Source organism: Brevundimonas sp. GW821-FHT12C05 (genome assembly GCF_058807475.1).
In genome coordinates this window covers 255,365-270,510 of the sequence record NZ_JBXAQS010000001.1, presented here as the reverse complement: position 1 = coordinate 270,510, position 15,146 = coordinate 255,365, and the positions used below count along the sequence as shown (strand labels likewise).

Sequence of the window (15,146 nt, the reverse complement as noted above, 5' to 3'; positions counted from 1 at the left end):
CGCGAACCATGCCGGACACCATCACCATCGAGGATCGCGGTCACGTCCGGCTGATCGGACTGAACCGGCCCGAGAAGCGCAACGCCTTCACCTTCGCCATGCTGGCCGAACTGGCCCAGGCCTATACCGATCTGGCAGACGCCCCGGACATCCGTTGCGGCGTGCTGTTCGCCCACGGCTCGATGTTCACCGCCGGTCTGGACCTGGCCGACGTGGCCCCGCGCGTTCTGGCCGGCGACGACCTGATGGGCGGCATCCGTGTCGATCCCTGGGGCCTGTACGGTGAGCGCTGTCCCAAGCCGATCGTGGCGGCGATCCACGGCAAATGCCTGACGCTGGGCATCGAACTGGCTCTGTCGTCCGACATCGTGGTCGCCGACGAGACCGCGACCTTCGCCCAGATCGAGGTCGCGCGCGGCATCTTCCCCTTCGGCGGGGCCACCATCCGCATGGCCCAGGCTGGCGGCTACCAGAACGCCATGCGCTGGCTGCTGACCGGCGACGAGTTCGGCGTCGAAGATGCCCGGCAGCTGGGTCTGGTGCAGGAGATCGTCGCGCCGGGTCAGGCGCTGGAGCGAGCCGTCGCCCTCGCCGAGCGTATCTCGGCCCAGGCGCCGCTGGGCGTCGCCGCCACCCTGAAGTCCGCCCGTCTGGCCCAGACCGATCCGGACGCCGCCAAGGCCACGCTGTTCAACGACGTGCGCGCCCTGATGGCCACCGAGGACGCCCAGACCGCAGTAGCCGCCTTCATCGCCAGACAGACACCGGTGTTCAAGGGCCGCTGAGCCCCGCGCCTGTAACAAGGCGTGATGACTTCGTCCGCGTTCGGCGCTAGACCGCCACGCAAATCATCAACTCAGGGGAAATCCGATGGATCTGGCGGCTCTCAACCTCGTGGCCGAAGCCATGGTCGCGCCCGGCAAGGGCATTCTGGCGGCTGACGAATCCACGGGCACGATCAAGAAGCGCTTTGACGCGATCGGTGTCGAAAATACCGAAGAAAACCGCCGCGACTATCGCGAGCTGATGTTCCGCGCCGAGCAGACGATGCGCGAGCACATCTCGGGCGTGATCCTGTTCGAGGAAACCCTGTATCAGGACGCCAAGGACGGCACGCCGCTGGTCGACCTGATCTCGGCCGCCGGCTCGATCCCGGGCATCAAGGTCGACAAGGGCGCCTCCAAGATGGCCGGCTTCCCCGGCGAGACGGCGACCAAGGGCCTGGACGGCCTGTCCAAGCGCCTGCGCGCCCACTACGAGCGCGGCGCCCGCTTCGCCAAATGGCGTGGCGTCATCGACATCGCCGACGGCGTCCCGACCTGGGGCGCCATCAAGACCAACGCCCACGCCCTGGCCCGCTACGCCCGCATCTGCCAGCAGGAGCAGATCGTGCCGATCGTCGAGCCGGAAGTGCTGATGGACGGCTCGCACGACATCGCGCGCTGCGACGAAGTCACCCGTCAGGTGCTGCAGACGGTCTTCAACGAACTGGCCGAGCAGCGCGTGGCGCTGGAAGGCATCATCCTGAAGCCGAACATGGTCATCTCGGGCAAGGGCAGCCTGCGTCAGGCGACGGTCGACGAAGTCGCCGAACGCACCATCGCCGCCCTGAAGGCCACCGTGCCGTCGGCCGTGCCGGGCATCGCCTATCTGTCGGGCGGGCAGACGGACGAACAGGCCACGGCCCACCTGGACGCCATGAACCGCATCGGCGGCTTCCCGTGGAAGATGACCTTCTCGTACGGCCGCGCCCTGCAGGCCGCGCCGCAGCGCGCCTGGTCGGGCAAGGCCGAGAACGTCGCCAAGGCCCAAGCGGCCTTCCACCACCGCGCCCGCATGAACGGCCTGGCCTCGCTGGGTCAGTGGGACGCCAAGCTGGAAAAGAAGGCGGCCTGACCGCCGATCGGCAGGGCGGGCGCATGACGCCCGCCCGCCAGATTCACCAGGAGCCGTAGTAACGCTGTAGGCGATAGCGCACGTCGCGCGCGTTGCGCTCTGCGTCGTCGAGGTCGCGCTGCGCGCGGCGCCAGTTGCGTTCGGTGTCCTCGCGCTCGCGGCGGATTTCCTGGATGCGGTTGCGGAGCTGGTCGCGCTGCTCGTCCGTCAGCCCCTCGCCGCGCAGCTCGCGCTGTTTGGAAATGAGCTTGTCGTCCAGCTCCTCCAACCGTCCGCCCAGGCTGTCGACACTGCTGCGCGCGTTGGAGATCGCTTGCTCCGACGCGTAGACAAGCTGACCATCCTGATAGGCGGGCAGGAAGTCATCCTCGAGGTTCGCGGGGCAGACCCCGTTGTAGGCGGAGCCGCTGCGGCCCTGCGCGAAACCGTTCGGCGGGGTGCAGTAGCGCAGCACGCCCTGGGCCCAACCGGCGCGGTAGGCGTCATCGTCCGGCGTGATCCCATGCTTGGTGCAGGCTTGGGCATGTTCGCCCAGACGGCTCTGAGCGTAGCCCGCCGCGCCGTCCGAGAAGCCCTTGCCGTTCCAGTCGCCGGCCGCGCATTCTTCCGCGCTCATCGTCGCGCAGCTGCCCAGCAACGTGGCGGCGACAATCAAGCCGATGCTCAACAGAACGGTACGCATGGGACCCCTCCCTCGAAGACGGGCGGAGGGTAACTTACGGTTAAGCTTTGACCAAGCCCCCGTTTGACGCCGACGGTCCGGAGCATGCTAGACGGACTGAACCGCCGTCCGGCGGCGGAGCGCCTGGTGTCCGACGAACCCCTGCTGACGGAAGACGACGAGACGACGGTGCTGGAGGCCCGCATCGAGACGCCGGGCGTGCGTCTGGACAAGGCGCTGGCCGATGTCTTCCCCACCCTGTCGCGCGCCCGTTTGCAGGCGCTGCTGGCCGAGGGCGCCGTCAGCTTCGAGGGAGTCCCCGTCGCCAGCGGCTCGGCCAAGGCGCGGGCGGGTCTGTACATCGTCACCCTGCCGCCCGTGGCGCCGGCCACGCCGCAGCCGGAGGCCATTCCGCTGACCGTGCTCTACGAGGACGCGGATCTCATCGTCATCGACAAGCCGGCGGGGATAGCCGCCCATCCGGCGCCGGGCAGCGAGACCGGCACCCTGGTCAACGCCCTGCTGGCCCACTGCGGCGACAGCCTGTCCGGCATCGGCGGCGTGGCCCGACCGGGCATCGTCCACCGGCTGGACAAGGACACCTCGGGCGTGATGGTCGCGGCCAAGACCGACCGGGCGCACGCGGGACTATCGGCCCTGTTCGCCGCCCATGACATCGAGCGGACCTACATCGCCCTGACGCGGGGCGCGCCCAGCCCGGAGAAGGGCCGGATCGAGACCCTGATCGGCCGCTCATCGTCGGACCGCAAGAAGATGGCCGTGCTGCGCTCCGGCGGCCGCAACGCCATCACCGACTATGTGGTCCAGCGCACCTTCGGCGAGCCCGCCCGCGCGGGCGGCGCGCCCCTGGCCGCCCGGGTCGCCTGCACCCTGCATACCGGCCGCACCCACCAGATCCGCGTGCATCTGGCCTCCAAGGGTTCCCCCATTCTCGGTGACGCGACCTACGGCTCCGGCAGCCCGGCGACGCCCGTTCGCGCGGCGATCGCCGAGGCCGGCCTGACGCGGCAAGCCCTGCACGCCGCCGTGCTGGGCTTCGTCCATCCCGTGACCGGCGAAGCCCTGCGATTCGAGACTCCCCCTCCCGATGACATGCGGGCGCTGGAAGATGGACTCTCCGCTCTGTGAGGGGTTTCGCGCTCCTGCTGCTGCTCACCCTAGCCGCCTGCGAGCGGCTCGCCCTTCAGACGCCCTGGACCGGAAAGCCGGGTTCGACCACGCCTAATGAAGCAGGCCTCGTCACCCTGCCCTGCGACGGCTCGACGCCGCTCGAGCCCACGCGCCCCTACTACTGCCGTCGCGACCGGCACTATGTGACGCCCGCCGCCCGCGACGCCCTCGTCGCCGCCGCTTCGGCCATGCGTGAGCGTTATCCGGGCGAGGTCCTGCGCTTCATGGACGCCTCGGGGCCGAAAGGGATCAAGCCTTTTCCGCCGCACCTCAGTCATGGAGACGGGCGTCAGATCGACCTGGGTCTCTACTATACCGACGTCCGGGGCAGGCCGTTGGACGCCTTTCCGTCGACCGATCGATATGGCGGCTACTGGCCCGCGGAGCCGCCGCGCGTCGGCGAACAGGTCGCCTGCCCGAACGGCCGTCCGAGCCGCGCCGAAAAGCCGGATCCGCCCGCCGATCGCCCCTGGCGACTCGACGAAGCCCGGACCAAGGCGTTGCTGGAAACCCTCATCGCGGAATCCCGGGTTCGCCGCGTCCTGATCGAACCCCATCTTGAGCGGCGTCTGGGCCTGTGGGGCCACCCCAAGCTACGCTTTGCAGGATGTCAGGCCGCGCGGCATGACGACCACATCCACATCGACTTCTATTGAATGGAGCGCCCCATGGCCGACCCTGACATCCGCGATAACGCCGACGCCAAACGCTACGAACTGCCGATCGAGGGCGACATCGCCGTGGTGACCTATAACCTGTCGCCACCCAATCTGATGATCACCGAGACCCTGGTGCCCGTGAAGCTGGAAGGCCGCGGCATCGCCAGCCGTCTGGCCAAACATGTGATCGAGGACGCCCGCGCGCGCGGCCTTCTGATCCTGCCCGTCTGCCCGTTCTTCTCGGCCTATTTCCAGAAGCACCCGGAACATGCGGATGTCGTCCACCCGACCTACCGCCAGATTCTGGGCCTCTGAATAGTCAGTCTTGATTGAGGACTGACTATCGGTTATAAGCGCCCTCGACTGGCGTAGTGGCGCCCGGGCAACGGTCACGCTTTCGTGTGACGATCCGCCTCTGACAAAGACGGAAACCCGTCCCTACTTCATCAGTTGAGGGGTGAGGCGACGGCGCACATTCGGTGGCCGTTTCCGATGGACCCGCTCATAGTTTCGGTCGGAGGGACCAAATGGCTGTCGCTAAATCTCTCGCGGTAATGTCGCCTGAACAGGGGCTGTCGCGCTATCTCACGGAAATCCGCAAGTTTCCGATGCTGGCCAAGGACGAAGAGTTCATGCTGGCCAAGCGCTGGACTGAGCATCAGGACCCTGAAGCCGCCCACCGCCTCGTAACCTCGCACCTTCGTCTCGTGGCCAAGATCGCCATGGGCTATCGCGGCTACGGCCTGCCGATCGGCGAAGTGATCTCCGAGGGCAACGTCGGCCTGATGCAGGCCGTCAAGAAATTCGATCCGGACAAGGGCTTCCGCCTGGCGACCTACGCCATGTGGTGGATCCGCGCCTCGATCCAGGAATACATCCTGCGCAGCTGGTCGCTCGTGAAGATGGGCACCACCGCGGCGCAGAAGAAGCTGTTCTTCAACCTGCGCAAGGCCAAGAGCCAGATCTCGGCCTTCGAGGAAGGCGACCTGCGTCCCGAGCACGTCGAGGCGATCGCCACCAAGCTGGGCGTGACCAATGAGGACGTGATCAGCATGAACCGCCGCCTCGGGGGCGACGCCTCGCTGAACGCGCCGCTGCGCGCGGACGGCGAGAGCGAATGGCAGGACTGGCTGGCCGATGACACCGCCGTTTCGCAGGAGACGGCGCTGGCCGAGAGCGAGGAAAAGTCGCTCCGCATGGGCCTGCTGCAGGAAGCCATGCAGGAGCTGACCGAGCGCGAGAAGCACATCCTGACCGAGCGTCGCCTGAAGGACGATCCGGTCACGCTGGAAGAACTCGCCGGCCAATACGGCGTCAGCCGCGAGCGCGTGCGCCAGATCGAGGTGCGGGCCTTCGAGAAGCTGCAGAAGGCCATGCGCGCCGCCGCCGAAGAGCGGAACCTGGTCAACGCCTGATCCAGAGCGAAGACGCGCTCAAGCAGCGCGCCGCCGGGCGGCAAGCGTTAGCGCAAACAGAAGTGACGAAGGCGGGCTGTTTCAGCCCGCCTTTTTCATGGGCTGGGCCTGATGCATGGCCAGCAGGGCGCCGATGGGCGCAGACAGCGTCTCCTTCGTGCCCGGCCCCGAGGCCAGGCTGACTTCCAGTGCGCCGACGGCGACCACCAGCCGCGTGTCCGAAACCTTCATGGCGATGGTCTTGAGCGTCGCGGCCTGCTCGCGGATCGCGCGGACGGCCTGCATCGGATCCTGATCGAACTGGTCCAGGGCCGAAGCCAGGATGCGCATGGCCTGATCCTTGGCGGCTTCAACGGCGGCGGCGCCGCTGGCGGCGCGATCCCCCCTGCGCTTGGCCGGGCCCGTGTATTCGCCCGAGTTGAAACGGCGGCGGTCAGGACCGACGTAGCCGACGGCCTCGATCCAGTCGCGCGGCTTCAGGGCCACGTTCTCGACTCGCTTGAGCAGATCGCCGCTGGTGAAGGGCTTGCGCAGGAATTCATGCACGCCGGCGTCGCGAGCGCCGAGAATGGTCGTGGCCGTGGCCTCCGCCGTCACCATGATGATCGGTGCGCGCCGGCAGTCCATGTCGGAGCGGCGGATGCGGCGGGACAGGCTTTCACCGGCCAGGCCCGGGCCGGTGCGTTCGGTGAAGACGATCCCGGGCTCCAGCGCCGCGGCGGCCTTCATCGCCCGCTCCTCGTCGGCTTCGATAATGATGTCGCGGGCGCCCAGCGCCTTGACGATATCGGTGAGCAGGCGCGCGGCGTGAGGGTTCGGATCCACGATCAGGACCCGCTTCGTCACCGGTTCGATCCGGGCCAGGATACGACGATCAATTGCGAACACGCACGAACCTCCCTCAGGTCCGCCACCCTATGACCGCGCCGGGTTAAATTGCCTTGAACGCTGGCTTCCCGGCTCAGCCGAGGAAGGGATCGCGCATCATGATGGTGTCGTCCCGCTCGGGGCTGGTCGACAGCAGGGCCACAGGCGCGCCGATCAGTTCCTCGATCCGGCGCACGTATTTCAGCGCGTGGGCGTTCAAGTCCTTGAACGTCCGCACCCCGCCCGTGCTCTCGGTCCAGCCTTCCAACTCCTCGAACACCGGCTCGGCCGAGGCCTGGTCCTTCAGGCTCGAGGGCAGGTAGTCCAGCACCTCGCCGTTGATGCGATAGCCGACGCAGATCTTCAGCGTCTTCAGGCCGTCAAGCACGTCCAGCTTGGTCAGGGCGATGCCGTCGATGCCGTTGATCGCCACCGACTGACGCACCAGAACCGCGTCGAACCAGCCGCACCGCCGCGCCCGACCCGTGTTGACGCCGACCTCGCGGCCCACGACCGCCAGATGCTCGCCCACTTCGTCATTCAGTTCACAGGCGAACGGGCCCTCGCCGACGCGGGTCGTATAGGCCTTCACGATGCCCAGCACATAGCCGACGCCGCGCGGCCCGATGCCGGATCCCGCCGCCGCCTGTCCGGCCACGGTGTTGGAGCTGGTGACGTAGGGATAGGTGCCGTGGTCCACGTCCAGGAAGGCGCCCTGCGCCCCCTCGAACAGCACGCGCTTGCCGTCCTTCTTGGCCTGATCCAGCACCCGCCAGGCCGGCTTCACGTAAGGAAGAATCTTGGGCGCGATCTCCAGCAGTTGCGCCAGCAGCGCCGCCGGATCGATCGGTTCCAACCCCAGGCCGGCGCGCAGCGGATCGTGGTGCGACCGCAGGCGGTCGATCTTGACCTTCAGATCTTCTTCGTTGGCCAGGTCGCAGACGCGGATGGCGCGGCGACCGACCTTGTCCTCATAGGCCGGGCCGATGCCGCGGCCGGTCGTGCCGATCTTGGCGCCCGGCGCGCTGGCGGCGGCCTCGCGCGCCACGTCCAACGCCGGGTGGATCGGCAGGATCAGGCAGGCGTTGTCGGCGATGGTCAGGATGTCGGAGGTGATGGCGACGCCCTGGGCCTGGATCTTCTCGATCTCGCCGACCAGATGCCAGGGATCAACCACCACGCCGTTGCCGATGATTGAAGGCTTGCCCTGCACCACGCCCGACGGCAGCAGCGCCAGCTTGTAGACCTTGCCGTCTACGACCAGCGTGTGGCCCGCGTTGTGACCGCCTTGGAACCGCACGACCATGTCGGCCCGGTTCGACAGCCAGTCGACGATCTTGCCCTTGCCCTCGTCGCCCCACTGGGCGCCGACCACTGCGACGTTCGCCAAGGTTCACTCTCCGCTTGTCCGGTATCCGGAATGCGGGCGCAGCCTATAACCGGGGAATCGCCGGGTGTCCCGTCAGTCGGCGGAATATTCCGCCATCGCCGTCGCAAACGCCCAATCCAGCCACGGCGTCAGGGCTTCGATGTCGGCGACGTCGATCGTGCAGCCGCACCAAACCCGCAGTCCGGCCGGCGCATTGCGGTGGCCCTCAATGTCGAAAGCGGCGCCTTCGTCCTCGACCAGCGCCTTCATACGGGTGACCAGATCGCGGCGGGCGTCTTCGTCCATGCCGGTGACGCGCGGATCGACGATGTTCAGACAGATGGAGGTGGTCGAGCGGATGTCGGTGGTCGCAGCCAAGTATTCGACCCAAGGCGTGCGCGACACCCACTGATCCAGCGCCGCCGCGTTGGCGTCCGTTCGGGCGATCAGGGCGTCCAGACCGCCGACCGACAGCCCCCATTCGACTCCGTCGATCCAGTCTTCCAGCGTCCAGACCGAGAAGGTGTTCAGCATCGAGCCGGTCGCCAGCAGCCGGTCGAAGCCCTTGTCGTCGCGCAGACGCAGCACCTTGGGCACCGGCCGCGGCGGCTCATAGCGGTCCAGCCGTTCCACCGCCCGGGGCGACAGCGCGGCGACACCCAACCCGGCTTCGCCCCCCAACGCCTTCTGGAAGCTGAAGGTCACCACATCCAGCTTGTTCCACGGCAGGGGCATGGCGAAGGCGGCCGAGGTGGCGTCGCAGATCACGATCCCCTCGCGGTCCGCCGCGATCCAGTCGGCCCCCGGCGCCTTCACGCCCGAAGTCGTGCCGTTCCAGGGGAAGATCAAATCCTTCGCCGGATCGACCTTCGACACGTCTGGAAATTGGCCCCATGCCGCCGACAGCACCTCGGGTTCCAGCTTCAGGTGGGTTTTCGCGTCCGTCGCCCAGACCTTGCCGAAATTCTCGAACGCCAGGACCTGCACGGGACGCTCGCCCAGCATCGACCACATGGCCGCCTCGACAGCGCCTGTGTCGGAGCCGGGCACATAGACCAGCACCCAGTCCGCCGGGACCTGCAGCAGGTCGCGGGTCAGCTTCAGTCCATGGGCGAACCGGGCCACCACTTCCGGCGCGCGAATGCCGCGGCCCAGCAGGTCGTGAGGCAGGGCCTGCGACGACCACCCCGGTCGTTTCGCCGTCGGCCCTGAGGAGAACCACGGGCGAGCCGGCTTCGCATTGGGTTTGTTCGCCATCGCCGCCCTAGTCCCGGAATGGCCGGATCGGCCCCTCGTCCCGCGCCTTCTGCGCCAGCTTGGTCAGCGCTGCATCGCCTTCAGGCAGGACGATCATCAGCTTGGCCAGCAGGTCGCCGCGCTTGCCGTTGGCATAGGCGCCCCGCCCCTTCAGGCGCAGCACCTTGCCCGAACTCGACCCGGCGGGAATCGTCATGCTGACCGTGCCTTCAGGCGTCCGGACCGGAACCTTGCCCCCCAGCACCGCGTCGTACAGCGGCACCGGCTGATCCATGGTCAGGTCGGCGCCGTCACGCGTGAAGATTGGATGCGGTATCAGTTTGAGCTCGATCAGGGCGTCGCCGTTCTCGGCGCCTCGACCGGGCATGCCCTGCCCCTTCAGCCGGATCGTCTGGCCGTCGCCCGCGCCCTTGGGAATGGCCACATCCAGGGTGCGCCCGTCCGAGAACTGGATCCGCCGGGTCGCGCCGGAGATGGAGTCCTCAAGGCCGATTTCGAGCGTCGCGCGCAGATCCTGGCCCTTGGTCGCGAACCCACCGCCGCGCGCGCCGCCGGGACGGGCTCCGCCGCTGAACATGCCGCCGAAGATTTCATCCAGGTCGATGTTCTCGAAACCACCGCGCTGGCCGCCCTGGCCGAACGGGTTCTGGCCGGGGCCGCGCCCGCCGCCCGCCGAACCTCCGCCATAACCGCGGAACTGCTCGCGCCCGTCGGCGTCGATCTCGCCGCGGTCGAACTTCGTTCGCTTGTCCTTGTCGCCCAGGATGTCGAAAGCCGCCGTGACGCGCTTGAATCGCTCGTCGGTTTCCTTGTTGCCGGGGTTCTTGTCCGGATGGAGTTCCTTGGCGAGCTTGCGGAACGCCTTCTTGATCTCGTCCTGGCTCGCGCCCCGGGCCACGCCCAGTTCCTTGTAGGGATCGCCCGCCACGTTCGAGTCCGCTCCTGCGCTGGATGCCGAGGGTTTCAGTTAGGTCATCCGGCGGATTCCGCAAACCTCTTCCGTCGTTCAAGGACGAATTCAGAGCATCACGGTCGCGGGCTCACCCCAACCATAGCCTTCGCCCCACTGCGCCACGGAGATCATCACGCCTTCGGGAAGCCCCGCCGGGAAATCGGCCACAAGGTCAGAACCCGCGTAGACGGCCGCTTGCGCCTCGACCTCAAAGGTCCTGACAGGCGTCCCCTCGTGAATGATTTGAACCCGGAACCGCGAAGGATCGCTCGCGGCGACTTCACCATCCCAACGATCCCCATCGAGACGGGCGCGCGGAATCCAGGTCAGGTCATAGCCGCCTTCCGATCGCGCCCGGCATCGCAGGTGCGCCGGGCTCCACGGCCGGTCATGCACCCCCGTTGGCGTCCAATGAAGGTCGCTGACGCCCCGCCCGCCTGGCAGGCCGGTCGGCCCCGCACGCCAGATCAACGGCAGACCGCGCTCCGACCGAGGCGACAGCACCTTAGGCGGGGCGGTGTCCAACAGCACTGCGACGGCTCCGGCGCCGGCGCCCGCCCGCATCGCCCCTTCTGCGCCCTGCTGCCCCCTGAGCAATCCCGAAAGTCGCCATACGCCGTCACCGAGCAGGTCCGCCCGCCGGAACTGGAGCAACTCCCATCCCGCAGGAGTCTCGACTGCGACCGTATTGGCCCCGGCCAGCACTGCGGCGTCGCTTCGACTCTCCGGCGCCCGTCCCTCGACCCGAACCATCAGGACCGAGATTTCGTCCCAGCGATGCCGCGGACCGGACGGCAGGGGCGCGGTCAGGACGCCCACCGTCGCGGGCCGGTCGATGTCTGCACGCAAGGTCAGGGCGTCGGTCGACACCCCCGCCCGGACCTGCATCGGCCGCCAAGGCTCCGCGGCGACCACCGCCAGTGGACCCGCGGCGTCTTCCGCGCCCGGCAAGGGCGGTAGATCAAGCATGCGGAAGAAGGGTGCGCCGACCACCGCGCCATCATCGGGACGATCCGGAACCGTCATGTCCTCGCCGGGGTGAACCGTTCGAACCGGTTCCAGCGTCGCCGACGCCGTCTCTGCGATATCGAGACCGCCGACGCGCCAGAGCCCGCTCCATCCTTCGACGGTGACGACATCGCCGGGCTCCAGCCTTAAGGCCTCAACCGGGCCGAGCACCGCCTTCAGGCGCTCTCCCTCGCCCTCGATCAAAGCGCGTTCCGCCGCCGCGTAGGCCAGCGCCGGACCGCACACCGCGGGCAGGTCGAGATTGACGCTCCCGTCGTCGCCGGCGGTGCGCGCCAGGACCGAGCCGATTTGATAGTCCCGCGCGCCGTCGATGAACCGCACCCGCGCGATGGCCGGACGCGGCTCCAAGCTTCGTTCCACGCTGACGGCGCTTCCCTCGTCCGGCAAGGCGAGGGCCTTGGCCTGAAGGGTCGCCATCACCGGTTCATCGCCGATCACGGCGACACGCCCGCCTCGTTCGACCAGCCGCATCCCGAGACCCGCCAGCAGAGGTTCGAGCGCGTCGCGCAACCGCATCGGCCGGTCGACGACATATCCATCCATCTGACCCGTCACCGCGCCGATCTCGAACGCGTCCAGCCCGCCTCTTTCCAGCACCGCGTGGATCAGGTCCCGCGTCTCGCCATGCAGCCGGCCATTCAGCCAATGGCCGCAGCGCCAGCCTGATGCATCGGCCCAGACATCGTCGCGGCCGGGGAAGGCCGGCCATGGCCGGGCGTCCCAGCACCAGGCGTCAGCGGCTTCCAGCATCGGCCCGCCGTAGATGGAAGACAGCGGGTTGCTCGTCGCGAAATGGCCCAGCACCGCCTCAAGTGCGCGCCGTTGCATCCGGTCGTCCCTCGCCCCGGTTGAGAACGGCGGCAGGGCGCTCTCGGTGCTTTTTGGGTCCTGAAACAGGTTCGGCGCATTGCCGCCCCGGTCCACCGCGGCACAGCCGAACTCCACCAGCCGCACCGGCTTCATGCCGGGCAGCCAGGCCGTTGGCGCCGCACTCCGCACCCCGCCGGTCCGCTCGTGATGCGGATGGCTCCACCAGCCCGCCAGGTCCTTGACCCGAAACACCCAGTCCTCACCCGCCAGACCATCGGCGATTGGGGTCCGCACCTGCGCGGCGCGATCCGCATTGTCGCGATAGAACCAGTCGAACCCCTCGCCGCCTGCGACCTGCGCCGCCAGATAGGCGGGGTCGTCAGGGCCGCCGTGGATCGCCGCATCCAGTCCGCCATCCCCGTCGCGCCAGTCGCCCAGCGGCGGGTACCAGTCGATGCCCACGTAATCGATGTTCGGATCGGCCCACAGCGGATCAAGGTGGAACCGGATGTCTCCGCCATCGCGCGGACCGGCGTACTCCGACCAGTCGGCGGCATAGGACAGCTTGATGTCGTCCCCCACCACGGCTCTGCATTCGGCCGCCAGGTCGCGAAATGCACCAACCGCAGGAAAGCTGCCGGCGGCATCACGCGTCGTCGTCAGTCCGCGCATTTCCGAGCCGATCAGCAATCCGTCGGCGCCGGCTTCCACGGCCAGAGCTGCATAGTGCAACGCCAGACGCCTGAGGCCCCAACCACCTTCCGCGCCGAACACCTCCGCCACATCGTCCGCCGCGGTCACACCGTCACGCCCTTTCAGGCGCCCTCGCCACGGATAGGCCGCCTGCGCCGCTCCGCCGTATGGATCGGGCAAGGTGTTGTCTGCCGGAACGTCCATGAAGACAAAGGGATACAACGTCACTTCCAGCCCCCGGGCCTTCAGTTCCGCCACGGCCTGTCGCACGCAGTCATCGGAAGGCGTGCCGCCATAGGCGGGGCCGCCGTTCGATGCTGAGATCAGGTGCGCGTTCTGCCGCCCCAGCCCGGCCACCGACCAGGCCAGGGGCTCGGTCGCCTTCCCGATGCGTTCGACGCCGGGACGGATCCGGCAATGCGCCGCACGCAAGTCGTCACCGAACCAGCCGAGCACCAAACTGACGCGCTTCAGATTCGGCAGTTGCGCCTGGAGCTGATCCAGTGAAACCGCCAGATCGGCGCGCCCGTCGCCATGGACGTTTTCCGGCGTCGTCCGCGTCAACCCTTCGCGCCGCAGGACCGCCTCGGTCGCCAATACGAATTCCCCGGCGCCGGGGATCAGGCAGACTCCCTCGAGCCGGTCTTCCAGCCGCGCCTCCGCGCTCCGGGGTCGCCTGAAGACCTCGAAGGCCAACTGCGGAATCCGATTGCCGAACGATCCGAGAGGCAGATCCTCGAACACCACATAAGCTGTCCCGCGATACGCGGGCGCCGCATCCTCAACCGCCTCGATCAGGGGATCCGGCGCCTGGGTCTCGTTACCCCGATGCACCCGGAGAGTGACGCCGGACAAATCCATCAGCTGGCCGTCGGCCCAGATTCTTCCAACCCCGTCGATCTCGCCTTCGCACAGCGCCACCGCGAAGCTCAGGGAATAGCCGTACTCCACTGTACGCGGCCCGCCCTTTCCGGCCGATGACGTGTGGCGATCCTCCAGGAAGCGCGCGGCCCATATGATCTGCCCAACCACCCGGCCACGTCCCAGAACACAGGCCATCGGCGCGCCTTCCGAGGTGCTCTGCAGCTTCAGGCCTTCCAGCCTCGGCCCGCGTTGTCGAGCCGGCTGCAGGCCCGCGACGATCGCCTGATCGATGCCACGGCCGATGAAATTGCCCAGCATCGCGCCCGGCGCGCCGCCCAGGGCCTGCCCAATGCCGCTCAGCACCACCTGCGCCATCTTCTCTAATCTCCGTCTGTTTCCGGGACGTTGGGCGCGGGCCAGGCGAAGGCTGCGACCAGCCGCCGGCGCCACCACCGCCCCATCCAGCTCTCCACCACCGCCCGCCCCCAGTAGGCGTGGATCATCCTCCCATCGCCGGTCGCATCACTCAGGATGGCGCAATGCTTGGCCGGGACACCCGCCGCCATGCGAAACAGCAGCACGTCTCCCGCCTGCGCGCGCGTCACTGGAATTTCGACCAGCCATCGCCGCGCCGCCGCCCACAGCAGTTCCTCGCCGCCCGCTTCCGCCCAGTCGGGCCCATAGGCGGGGGCAGGCTCCGGTTCTGCGCCGATGACCTCGCGCCACACACCGCGCACCAGTCCCAGGCAATCCGCCCCTCGCGCCTTCATACTGGCCTGATGCCGATAGGGCGTGCCCAGCCAACTCCGGGCGGTCGCCAGCACCCGCGCCCTCACCGACGGCTCCCCCCGTCGTTTCGACCGCCTTCCACAGGCGAGGCCGCGAGGAAGTCATCGCCCGGAATGTCAGGAAAGCCGCGGAAATTGGCCCCGTTTCCGAATGTTCCGACGCAGGTCTTCCAGCGCCGGTCACAGGTCATGCCCGGAAAGGCCGTGCGAACCACGCCACAACGACCGTCGCCCAATTCAGCGTCGCAGCCGCGCCCGAAAGTCCGACCCACGACCCGATCCAGCGCCGCCAACGGCCCTTCGAGTTCGCCCGTAAAAGCCTCGCCCTGCCGCCGCACCCTGGCCAACTGTCCGCACCAAAGCCGTACCTTGAGGTCCGGCCTGGCCCAATCCAACCGCCACAGGTCGATGGTCGCACCGTCGTACAGGCCGACGTCCAAATCCTCCGCACGGATCGCCGCGTCATCCAGACCACCCGCCACCGAGACCGTCCCGACCCGATCGGCCGCGCTCTCCATCATCCCCGCCGTCCAGCCGCTGGCCGCGCGGCAAATCACGCCATCGACCTCCAGGTCGCGGTCGTGGTCCGTAAAGCCCTTTCGCTCGCCGTCCCGACGCGTCAGCAGCCAGACATGGCACAGCGTCGCCGCCCCGCTTTCGATACGGGCGACCATCTCGCTCGGAATGTCGCGCAT

14 protein-coding genes are annotated in these 15,146 nt (G+C 68.0%); 6 read left to right on the top strand and 8 right to left on the bottom strand.

Annotation, left to right across the window (positions count from 1 at the left end):
• Positions 1-8 precede the first annotated feature (8 nt).
• Complete coding sequence (locus tag AC1RRF_RS01250) at positions 9-785, top strand: crotonase/enoyl-CoA hydratase family protein (RefSeq protein ID WP_492832063.1); 777 nt, start codon at positions 9-11, stop codon at positions 783-785.
• Between the two features lie 85 nt (positions 786-870).
• Positions 871-1,896: a class I fructose-bisphosphate aldolase gene (locus tag AC1RRF_RS01245; protein WP_492832061.1), complete on the top strand. Its 1,026-nt coding sequence runs from the start codon at positions 871-873 to the stop codon at positions 1,894-1,896.
• Between the two features lie 43 nt (positions 1,897-1,939).
• On the opposite strand, the gene AC1RRF_RS01240 is transcribed toward AC1RRF_RS01245, so the two are convergent.
• The gene (locus AC1RRF_RS01240) at positions 1,940-2,578 is read right to left on the bottom strand and encodes a DUF2799 domain-containing protein (RefSeq protein ID WP_492832059.1); all 639 of its coding nucleotides are present in this window, start codon (positions 2,576-2,578) and stop codon (positions 1,940-1,942) included.
• Between the two features lie 126 nt (positions 2,579-2,704).
• Between AC1RRF_RS01240 and AC1RRF_RS01235 the strand changes: the two genes are divergently transcribed.
• The 4 genes from AC1RRF_RS01235 to rpoH all read left to right on the top strand — a co-directional run bounded on the left by AC1RRF_RS01235 (position 2,705) and on the right by rpoH (position 5,822).
• Positions 2,705-3,706: an RluA family pseudouridine synthase gene (locus AC1RRF_RS01235; protein WP_492832057.1), complete on the top strand. Its 1,002-nt coding sequence runs from the start codon at positions 2,705-2,707 to the stop codon at positions 3,704-3,706.
• Positions 3,703-4,404: a hypothetical protein gene (locus tag AC1RRF_RS01230; RefSeq protein ID WP_492832055.1), complete on the top strand. Its 702-nt coding sequence runs from the start codon at positions 3,703-3,705 to the stop codon at positions 4,402-4,404. Before AC1RRF_RS01235 ends, AC1RRF_RS01230 begins: the two co-directional genes overlap by 4 nt.
• A 12-nt stretch (positions 4,405-4,416) precedes the next feature.
• Positions 4,417-4,722 carry a GNAT family N-acetyltransferase gene (locus AC1RRF_RS01225; protein WP_492832053.1) on the top strand — a complete coding sequence of 102 codons (306 nt, stop codon included), beginning with the start codon at positions 4,417-4,419 and terminating at the stop codon, positions 4,720-4,722.
• A 212-nt stretch (positions 4,723-4,934) separates the two neighbouring features.
• Positions 4,935-5,822 (top strand): RNA polymerase sigma factor RpoH, encoded by an 888-nt coding sequence (rpoH, locus tag AC1RRF_RS01220; protein WP_492832051.1) that lies wholly within the window; start codon positions 4,935-4,937, stop codon positions 5,820-5,822.
• An 81-nt stretch (positions 5,823-5,903) separates the two neighbouring features.
• Here the strand turns inward: rpoH and AC1RRF_RS01215 are convergent, their stop codons facing one another.
• The 7 genes from AC1RRF_RS01215 to AC1RRF_RS01185 form a co-directional block, all read right to left on the bottom strand.
• Positions 5,904-6,710: a response regulator gene (locus tag AC1RRF_RS01215; RefSeq protein WP_492832049.1), complete on the bottom strand. Its 807-nt coding sequence runs from the start codon at positions 6,708-6,710 to the stop codon at positions 5,904-5,906.
• 73 nt (positions 6,711-6,783) lie between these two features.
• Positions 6,784-8,079: an adenylosuccinate synthase gene (locus tag AC1RRF_RS01210; RefSeq protein ID WP_492832047.1), complete on the bottom strand. Its 1,296-nt coding sequence runs from the start codon at positions 8,077-8,079 to the stop codon at positions 6,784-6,786.
• A gap of 72 nt (positions 8,080-8,151) precedes the next feature.
• Positions 8,152-9,315 carry a phosphoserine transaminase gene (locus AC1RRF_RS01205; RefSeq protein WP_492832045.1) on the bottom strand — a complete coding sequence of 388 codons (1,164 nt, stop codon included), beginning with the start codon at positions 9,313-9,315 and terminating at the stop codon, positions 8,152-8,154.
• 7 nt (positions 9,316-9,322) lie between these two features.
• Positions 9,323-10,243, bottom strand: a complete 921-nt coding sequence (locus tag AC1RRF_RS01200; RefSeq protein WP_492832043.1) for a DnaJ C-terminal domain-containing protein — start codon at positions 10,241-10,243, stop codon at positions 9,323-9,325.
• A gap of 90 nt (positions 10,244-10,333) precedes the next feature.
• Positions 10,334-14,038 carry a baseplate multidomain protein megatron gene (locus AC1RRF_RS01195; RefSeq protein WP_492832041.1) on the bottom strand — a complete coding sequence of 1,235 codons (3,705 nt, stop codon included), beginning with the start codon at positions 14,036-14,038 and terminating at the stop codon, positions 10,334-10,336.
• A gap of 5 nt (positions 14,039-14,043) precedes the next feature.
• Positions 14,044-14,499, bottom strand: a complete 456-nt coding sequence (locus AC1RRF_RS01190; RefSeq protein WP_492832039.1) for an NlpC/P60 family protein — start codon at positions 14,497-14,499, stop codon at positions 14,044-14,046.
• Positions 14,496-15,146, bottom strand: coding sequence for a phage/gene transfer agent baseplate hub protein (locus tag AC1RRF_RS01185; RefSeq protein ID WP_492832037.1), 651 nt, complete (start codon positions 15,144-15,146; stop codon positions 14,496-14,498). Before AC1RRF_RS01185 ends, AC1RRF_RS01190 begins: the two co-directional genes overlap by 4 nt.